We start from the raw sequence: 8,499 nt of genomic DNA, 5'->3' as shown, positions 1-8,499 counted from the left end.
GAGAACCGGCGGCGGGAGTCGGTCCGCTCGGCTGCCGATCGCGTGGCGGGCACAGCGCATCCGATCGCCGCGGACCGAGTTCGCCCCGCCGCCAACGGCGGTCGGGGCGATCTCGGCGGCGGTCAGCGCTCCGCGTCGACCGGGTGGCCCTGGCCGTTCGACGACTGCTGGTTCAACGGCTTCTGGATGGACGGGACCACCAGCGCGGCGAGGCCGCGGGCGAGTGCCTTCGCCATGTCGAAGACGTCGAAGTAGTCGCGCCACACGGTGAGACGGCCGGCTCGGACTTCGAACCGCCCACACACCCAGAACTGCGCACGGAACCGTCCGACGCGCAGCTCGTCGACCCGTTCGGTCAGCACGACGGCTCCGTCGGCGGCACTGTTGACCATCTGCACGGCGAAACCCATGAACGGCTTGTCCAACTGCCGCAGCACGAAGGCAGTCTGGCGGCGGCCACGCGCGGTCGGGAACCCGACGTTGGTGTAGACGATGTCGTCGTCGACCAGGTCGAGCGCTCCCCGGATGTCACCCCCGGACAGACGGTCCAGGAACTGGGTAACTACGTCGACGGGCTCCATGGGGTCTCCTCTTCTCGATCGTGTAGCGCTGATCGGACGCCGTCAGCCGGCGTTCTGGGACCCCTCGTTGCCCGAGGTTCCGCGCAGCTTGCGCCACTGCGTGGTGACGAGGTACTTGACGAGCAGGCCGTAGTTGCGGAGCTTTTCCATGATGGGTTCCTCTTCTTGTTGGGTGGATCTTCGGTTCAGTGTCACAGATCCCATTGCACGGCAAGCTCGTTGGGACCCCGGAGTGCGACGCCGACCTGGCTGGTGACCTTCGCGCGGTCCGCGGCACCCTCCTGCAGGCGCAGCCCGGGGAGGCGTTCGAGGAGGGCGGTGAGGGCGGTTTCGAGTTCGGCGAGGGCGAGCCAGTTGCCGGCGCAGCTGTGCGCGCCCTGACCGAAGGAGAGCATCGCGGTCTTGCGGCGGGTGATGTCGAAGCGGTGCGGGTCCGACCACTGGTCGGGGTCGCGATGGGCGGCGTTGACCGAGAAGATCATCGGCGTCAGCGCCGGGATTTCGATGCCGTTCCACGTGGTCGCCTCCGGGCAGGCGCGGGGCAGCAGTCCGACGGGCGGCTCCCAGCGCAGTCCCTCCCAGACCGCCCACAGCGCGTGCTCCTTCAGATCGGAGCGCAGGATCGCCATCTGGTCGTCGTGGGTGAGCAGTGCCGAGAGGGTATTGCCGAGCGCGAGCATCGTGGTGTCGGCCCCGGCCGGGAACAGCAGCCGCAGGAACGAGAGCACCTCCTCGTCGCTGAGGGTCGCGCCCTCGAGCTCGTCGTCGTCGTGCACCGTCTCGGTGACGAGGGTGGAGATGAGGTCGTCACCGGGGTTGCGACGGCGTTCTGCGAGGATCGGGGTGAGCAGGTCGGTGAACTCCTGCGAGGCGCGCATCGCGGCCTCCGGGTCGAACGGGAAGTAGAACAGGTCGTGGGCCCACTTGTGCACCTGAGCCTCGTCCGTCACCGGCAGCCCGATCAGTCGGCTGATCAGCAGCACCGGATAGCGGGTGGTGAACTCGGCGACGAGGTCGGCGGTGCCGCGGTCGGCGAACCGGTCGATGAGCTCGTGCGCGAGCGGCTCGAGCAGCGGGGTGATGTACTCGGCGACCACCTTGCGGCGGAACGGCGGAGAGATCAGCGACCGGTTCTTGCGATGCTCGGCACCGGCCATGCACTGCAGGGTCTTGCCCAGCACCGGACCGGTGGTCATCGGGTAGATCGCCGAGGCAGGGAAAGTCTCCTCGTCCTTGAACGCGGCCGTGACCAGCTCGTGAGTGAGCAGCAGCACCGCGCGCACCCCGGCGAACGGCACGACCGCGTAGGGCTTCTTCGAGCGCAGCTCCTCGAGAACCGCGTGAATGTTCGGGTTGTCCTCGAAGGCGAAGTCGACACCCTCGATGTCGAAGCTGTCGAGAACGGATGGTGTGGTCACCGGCACTCCTCAGGCTGATACGAATACCGGGATGCGAATATTCGTATGATGCGATACGCTTATTTGTATTGCGCCCGAGGGTAGGAGCATTCATGGCAGATGACAAGAGCGGTGCCACCAGCCCGTCGCCGCCCACGGACCGAGTCGTGTCCATCGTCGAGATGCTCGTCGCGCTCGACGGGCCGGCGACGTCCGCCGACCTGGCAGACGCACTCGGGCTGAGCCGGTCGACCGTCGGGTCGATCCTGAGTGCACTGCGCGAGCGAGGCTGGGTGCGCCGGCTGGCGGATCTGACCTACGCCCCGGGTCCGGCACTGGCCGGCGTCGCCGAGAAGGCCCGCGGGAAGCTCCCGGTGCCCGACGGACTGACCGGGCGGATCGAGGACCTCGCCGCCCGCGTGGGTTGCGGCGCCGCACTGAGCCTCGTCGAGGACGGACGGTTGGTCTTCGTCGCCATGACCGAGGGCCTCGGCCACATCCCGGCGGGCATCGAGGTGGGCCTGCGACTGCCCATGCAGGCACCGGGCGGCGCAGCCGTCGTCGCGGTCTCGGATCGAGCACTCCAACAGCGATGGCTCGACACCGTCCCCGCCGATCGCCGAGCGCAGCTCACGCGGAGCCTGGCGCAGATCGCCGAGGACGGCGTCGGGGTGTGGGGCGCCGACGCCGCCGACATCGATCGGATCGACGTTCTGGCGCAGGTGGTTTCACATCTCTCGGCCGATCCAGCGAGCCAGCGGCTCCGGGACAGCGTGCAGGCGATCATCACCGACACCAGCGGACACCTCTACGACCGTGCCACTCTCGCGTCCGACCGCCACCTGCCGATCAGCTACCTGTCCGCGCCGGTCTTCGATTCGGCCGGGGAACCGTTGTGGGAACTGCAGATCGGCCCACTCAGGTCTGCCGTCTCCGTCGGCGAGCGCGAGCACTATGTTCGTGAAATAACCTCGACTGCAAGAGAACTCAGCGCCTGGGATGCCTGACTCCCCTTGGCGGCGACCGCGCCGACTCAGTGACCGGCGCTCTCGACACGCTGGCCGACGGTGTGCTGCACCACCCCCGTCGGATTCCAGGGGACGATCTGGTCGACCGATCGTTGGAGGTCGCCGAGCGGCGGAAGGTCACCCGGGCTCGTCACGTCGACGACGACGGTGTCCGACTGCAGAGTCACCATGTAGACCAGCGCCGCGGGCGTGTCGCTCAGCCACTGCTCCGTGGCCGTTCGCACCTGACCGGCCCAGATGCTGGAGAGAGAATTGAGCACCATCGGGATGACGACGATGACGAACGCGACGGCGAGCGCGAGATACGCCCGACCCCACCTCCGGGCGTCGGAGGTCTCGGCCGCGTCGCGGGCATAGCCCGCGAACATGAGGACCGCCGTGCAGGCGATGACGAGCGCAAGCACGTTCGACAGAAACAGCACCATCGCGCCGAGCGCGAGCGAGGGGGCGCCCGAGCCGAGGCACACACCGACCACACCCAACGGCGGCACCAACGAGATCGCGATCGCCACGCCGGGAAGTACGTCCCCGACGTCGCGGCGGATGAGCGCGATCACCCCGGCGAACCCGGTCGCGATTGCGGCGAGCAAGTCCGTCAGCGTCGGCGACCTGCGGCCGGCCACCTGCGAGTTGTATCAGTGTGATCATCGTGCTCCTGTGGCGACTCCGGTCCCACCGACGGACATACGCGAAGTCTCGTTCGGGCGATTGCGCGATACCTCACCCGCAGGGGTGAAACAGAACTCACCTGCGAAAACCAGCGGCGGCGCCACGATCGTTGTGCGATGCGTTAGCGTCCGCTAACGTATTGAGCGTGCTCGATCAGTTGGAAGCCGCAGCGGAGCCGACGCGTAGACGCCTCCTCCAATTGCTGGCCTCGGGCGAGCACACGGTCAACGAGTTGGCCTCGAACTTCACGGTCAGCCGTTCGGCGATATCTCAACATCTCGGCGTTCTCGCCGAGGCGGGCCTGGTCACCGCCAGGAAGGACGGCCGGTTCCGGTACTACCGGGTGGATCCGGATGGCCTTGCCAGGCTTCGTGCGCTGTTCGAATCCTTCTGGAGCAGCGAACTCGATCGCCTGGTCGCGGACGCAATCTCACTCGTACCCCCCGAAGGAGAAACGTAATGTCGTTCGACAAGTCGGTGGTCGTACCACTCGATCTCGATGCCACGTTCGAACTGGTCACCCAGCCCGAACGGCTGAGGCGTTGGCTGACCGTCGCGGCCCGCGTCGACCTGCGCGTCGGCGGCGACTTTCGATGGATCGTCACGCCAGGGCACTTGGCGTCTGGAACCTTCGTCGAGGTCGTTCCCGGCGAACGGGTCGTCTTCACTTGGGGATGGACGGAAGGGGGCGATCCGCCTCCCGGCGCCTCCACTGTCACGATCACCCTGAGCCCGTCCGACGGTGGCACCGAGGTCCGGTTGATCCACGAGGGGTTGACCGATGCCCAGTCCGCCAGCCACGCGGAGGGCTGGAACCACTTCCTCGATCGGTTGGTCCTCGCCGCCGCGAACGACGACGCCGGACCGGACGAATGGGCGGCCGCTCCCGATCCGATCGACGAACTCTCCAGCGCCGAAGCGACCCTCGCGGTCGTACAACACGTCCTTCGCGGCATCACCGCCGACGATCTGGACAAGCAGACGCCGTGCACCGAGTTCACCGTCGGTCAGCTGGTCGATCACCTGCTCGGGTCCATCACCAGCATCGGCAGCGCAGTCGGGGCCACCTTCAACGACAGGATGTCGAGCGCGCTCGAACCGCGGATCGCGAACGCCGGCCAGGCCGCGCTGGAGGCCTGGCGCAGCCGGGGACTCGACGGCACCGTCACGGTGGGGTCGGACACCCTTCCCGCGCCGATGGTGGCGAGCATCCTGTCTGTCGAATTCCTTGTCCATGCATGGGATTTCGCAATGGCAACCAGACGCGACATCGCGGTGTCGGATCAGGTCGCCGACTACGTGCTCGATCTCGCCACCAAGCTGATCAGCCCCGACCTCCGCGCCAGCGCGGGCTTCGCCGACGCGGTCCAGGTCGACGAAACGGCCACGCCGCTCGATCGTCTGCTGGCGTTCACAGGCCGGCGTCCGCTCGCGTCCACCTGAACTGCCCACCGCACACATCAGGGAGGAAGACCGCCGTGAAGATGCCGAAACCCACTGACGCAGACAAGGACTACTTCCGTTCACTCATCCCTGAGGCAGCGGCCGTCGAGGTCAAACCGATGTTCGGGAACCTCGGAGCATTCGTGAACGGCAACATGTTCGCGGGCCTGTTCGGAGGGAGCGTCGGACTCCATCTACGCGACGAAGCCAGCAGGGAAGAGCTGATCGCGACCGACGGAGCCGGCCCGTTCGGCCCGGAGGAACGGCCGATGGGCGGGTACGTCAGCCTTCCCCGATCCTGGCGGGCCCATCCCGAGCTCGCGGAACCGTGGGTCCAGAAAGCGCTGACGCAGGCAGCTGCACTCCCCCCGAAGGCACCGAAACCGAGGGCCACCGGGAAGAGACCCTGAATCCACGTGTCCCCGCCTGGCCCCTCGACGCCCTTCGCTGGCGCCGGCGAAGGCCGCCGATCAACGCGGCCGAGGCGCGTTGCGGACAGCGGGATTCACGGCTTCGGCTGCGCTGAGATCGCCGCTCCCATCCATCGGTGCAGGTAACGCCGGAGCTCGTCGTCGCTCCGTGGCGGATCACCGGGCGAGATGAAGAACGACTGCATTGTCCGCAGTTGGTATTCGACAAGTTCACGCAGGGCCGGCTCGTCGTAGCCGTGCCGGTCCCAGTCGACGTCGAATCGTCTGATCATCGACATTCCGAATACGCGAGCCTCGTCGGACGTGATGCCCTCGGTGTGCGAATGCGAACCGGACAGCATGATGCCCAGGTGCGGGGTGCGGGGCGCTTCGTTGAGTGTGTAGATCACGCCCTCGACGACCGCCTCCCTCGGATCCTCGATACCTCTCAGATGGTGCGTCAGGCGGTCGAGGAACCCGCCGACCGAGGCAATGGCTGCGGCACGCAGGAGAGCGTCGGTGTTGGGGAAGTACCGGTACACCGTCTGCCGGATGACGCCCAGCGATTCCGCGACGTCGGCGATGCTGATCGCCGCACCGTTTCGGTTGATGAGTTCGACTGCGGCGGAAACAATTCGACGGGACGCTTCCTCGTCGCTGTCCGGTGGACTACCGCCCCACCCGCGCCTTCGTGCCACCGGGCGGACGGTATCACAGCACGTCCGGTCGCCCGCCGCCTCATCGCGACGGAATCGACGAAACGTAACCATACACATGGGTGCTTGTGCGTATGATCGCTGCGATCATGGCTTCGGAGCGTTCGAGCGGGGCCACCGACCCAGCCCACAGCCGAAACTCGAGGTATCGCACAGTGACCAACCTTCAGCCCCGAAAGATGGACTTCGGATTCGAGGACGAGGACGTCCCCTTCCTGTGGAACCCCGAGAACCCCGCGTGGTCGAGCATGTCCAACGCGGTGTCGTTCCTGGCGATCGGCTTCGAGAAGATGATCGTGAAGCTGATCCTCCAGGCCAAGCCGCTGATGACCGATCCCGAGGTCGCGGCGGAGGCAGTCGCGTTCATGCGCCAGGAGGGCCACCACTCCACCGCGCACCGCCAGCACGTGAACGCGCTGATCCGGCGGTACCCCGGCCTGCAGAACACCCTGGACGCGGTCGTCGGCGAGTTCGACCTCCTCACCGAGCGGACCTCGATCAACTACCGGCTCGCGTACACCGCCGACCTGGAGGCCACCTTCACCCCGGTCTTCAAGCTGATGCTCGACAACGAGGCCACCCTGTTCCGGCCCGGCGACGACCGGGTCGCGTCACTGTTCCTGTGGCACTTCGTCGAGGAGGTCGAGCACCGCAGTTCGGCGCTGATCATCTACAACTCGGTCGTCGGCAACGAGCTCTACCGGATGCGGATGGCGGCCTCGATCTTCGCGCACGTGATGAAGTCGATCCGGATCGCGTGTGCCGGCTTCAACCAGCACGTTCCGCTGTCGGAGCGGAAGGTCGACTCGATGTCGATGTTCGCCCGGCACCGGGCGAAGCAGAAGGTGCTCACCGCCTTCGCGCCGTACCTGACGAAGGGGCCGATGCCGCGGGCGTTCGACGGCCTGCCGATCGGTGAGCAGCTCACCGCCCTGTCCGGCGCCATCCGCAGCCAGATGCCCGGGCACAAGCCCGCACACGAGAAGCTGCCCGTCCTCGCCGGCGAATGGTTCACCCGCTACGACGCGGGCTACGACTGCACCCGCTGGTACACCGCCGAGCGGCAGGATCGCAGCGCCGAGTCGGCGCTGTCGGAGGCGAAGTGATGTCGGACCACTGTTCTCCTACCTTCGCGGATCTCGCAACCCGCCTGGGCTTCTCGTGCGAGGAGGCCGGTGGACTCGTCGAGGTCCGCAACCCGGCCGCACTGGAGAACTGGACGCTTCCGGTCCTCGAGTTCACCATCGTCCTCGGGGCGGTGCTCGCGCTCGTCTACGCGATTCTGCGGCTGCGTAGGCACGGCGATCCCACCAACCTGGTGCTGTGGTTCGGTGCCACCGCGTTCCTGTTCGTGATCGAACCGCCGATCTACTTCCCGGCCGCGTTCGGCACCGAGGACTACCTGGGCACGATGTTCGCGCACAACGTGTTCACCGTGGACTTCCTGTGGGGTCGGCTGCCGCTGTACATCATCGCGATCTACCCGTTGATGGCCACCATCGCGTTCGAGCTCGTCCGGATGCTCGGCGTGTTCCGGATGAAGTACGGCGTGATCCTCGGTGCGGTGTGCGTCGGCTTCGTGCACCACGCGTTCTACGAGATCTTCGACCAGCTGGGACCGCAGCTGCGCTGGTGGGAGTGGACGCTCGACAACAAGGTCAACCAGCCCTTCTTCGACTCGGTTCCGCTACCCAGCGTGGTGGTGTTCGCGGCTCTGTGGCCGATGTCGCTGGCGCTGTGCGTCCAGTTCTTCGTCGGCCGGCACGTCGATGCGGGCCGACACTTCTCTGGCCTGCAGTTGGTGTGGCGCACCGTGGTGATCGGCCTCGCCGCCTCGGTCGGGGTGTTCGTGCTCCCGCTCCCGGCGACCGTCTTCGGCATGGGGAGCGACACGGTCCGCGGGTTCCTCTACGCCGCGGAACTGGTCGCCCTGTCGGTGGTGGCGGTCGTGGTGCTGGCGCGGCGGTGGTCGGCGCTGCGCGCGGGTGCCTCGGATGGTCCCGCCTACACGAACCGCTTCGTCCAGACGTATGCGCTCGTGTACCTGGCCGTGATGGCGGTGCTGTGGGCCACGGCGCTGCCAGACTTCTTCGGTGCGGTCGACGGGGTCACGAGCAACGGCGATCCCATCGGGAACCTCGGGTACACCCTGGTGTGCTTCGCGGTGGCCGTCCTCTCGGTGGTCGCCACCTTCACTGTGCGCCAACAGAAGTCGGCGGAGGCGGACCGTCCCGACGCCGCGCGGCCCGACGCGG

8 protein-coding genes and 1 pseudogene are annotated in these 8,499 nt (G+C 67.1%); 5 read left to right on the top strand and 4 right to left on the bottom strand.

The window, feature by feature from the left end; all coding sequences use genetic code 11:
* Window positions 1–122 precede the first annotated feature (122 nt).
* Window positions 123–581, bottom strand: a complete 459-nt coding sequence (locus tag ACFXGJ_RS23115) for a limonene-1,2-epoxide hydrolase family protein (protein ID WP_378625401.1) — start codon at window positions 579–581, stop codon at window positions 123–125.
* Between the two features lie 191 nt (window positions 582–772).
* Window positions 773–1,999 (bottom strand): cytochrome P450, encoded by a 1,227-nt coding sequence (locus tag ACFXGJ_RS23110; protein ID WP_378625398.1) that lies wholly within the window; start codon window positions 1,997–1,999, stop codon window positions 773–775.
* Window positions 2,000–2,091: 92 nt separating this feature from the next.
* Here ACFXGJ_RS23110 and ACFXGJ_RS23105 point away from each other — a divergent pair, with 92 nt between their 5' ends.
* Complete coding sequence (locus ACFXGJ_RS23105) at window positions 2,092–2,985, top strand: helix-turn-helix domain-containing protein (protein WP_378625394.1); 894 nt, start codon at window positions 2,092–2,094, stop codon at window positions 2,983–2,985.
* A 26-nt stretch (window positions 2,986–3,011) separates the two neighbouring features.
* On the opposite strand, the gene ACFXGJ_RS23100 is transcribed toward ACFXGJ_RS23105, so the two are convergent.
* Complete coding sequence (locus ACFXGJ_RS23100; RefSeq protein ID WP_378625390.1) at window positions 3,012–3,629, bottom strand: DUF389 domain-containing protein; 618 nt, start codon at window positions 3,627–3,629, stop codon at window positions 3,012–3,014.
* 191 nt (window positions 3,630–3,820) lie between these two features.
* Here ACFXGJ_RS23100 and ACFXGJ_RS23095 point away from each other — a divergent pair.
* Together ACFXGJ_RS23095 and ACFXGJ_RS23090 are read left to right on the top strand one after the other, a co-directional pair.
* Window positions 3,821–5,118 (top strand): annotated as a pseudogene (locus tag ACFXGJ_RS23095) (TIGR03086 family metal-binding protein).
* Between the two features lie 41 nt (window positions 5,119–5,159).
* Window positions 5,160–5,528: a TfoX/Sxy family protein gene (locus tag ACFXGJ_RS23090; RefSeq protein ID WP_378625404.1), complete on the top strand. Its 369-nt coding sequence runs from the start codon at window positions 5,160–5,162 to the stop codon at window positions 5,526–5,528.
* 95 nt (window positions 5,529–5,623) lie between these two features.
* Here the strand turns inward: ACFXGJ_RS23090 and ACFXGJ_RS23085 are convergent, their stop codons facing one another.
* Window positions 5,624–6,226: a TetR/AcrR family transcriptional regulator gene (locus ACFXGJ_RS23085; protein WP_378625387.1), complete on the bottom strand. Its 603-nt coding sequence runs from the start codon at window positions 6,224–6,226 to the stop codon at window positions 5,624–5,626.
* 173 nt (window positions 6,227–6,399) lie between these two features.
* Between ACFXGJ_RS23085 and ACFXGJ_RS23080 the strand changes: the two genes are divergently transcribed.
* Both ACFXGJ_RS23080 and ACFXGJ_RS23075 read left to right on the top strand, forming a co-directional pair.
* A complete protein-coding gene (locus ACFXGJ_RS23080) occupies window positions 6,400–7,350 on the top strand; it encodes a metal-dependent hydrolase (protein ID WP_378625384.1) in 951 nt (316 codons plus the stop codon).
* On the top strand, window positions 7,350–8,499 hold a 1,150-nt coding region (locus tag ACFXGJ_RS23075), incomplete at its 3' end, for a hypothetical protein (RefSeq protein WP_378625381.1). The genes ACFXGJ_RS23080 and ACFXGJ_RS23075, both read left to right, overlap by 1 nt.

The sequence above is a fragment of the Rhodococcus sp. NPDC059234 genome (assembly GCF_042754225.1).
In the GTDB taxonomy this organism is placed as follows: Bacteria; Actinomycetota; Actinomycetes; order Mycobacteriales; family Mycobacteriaceae; genus Rhodococcus_G.
Note: the sequence above shows the minus strand (reverse complement) of the source record. Positions and strands in the feature narration are given on the sequence as shown.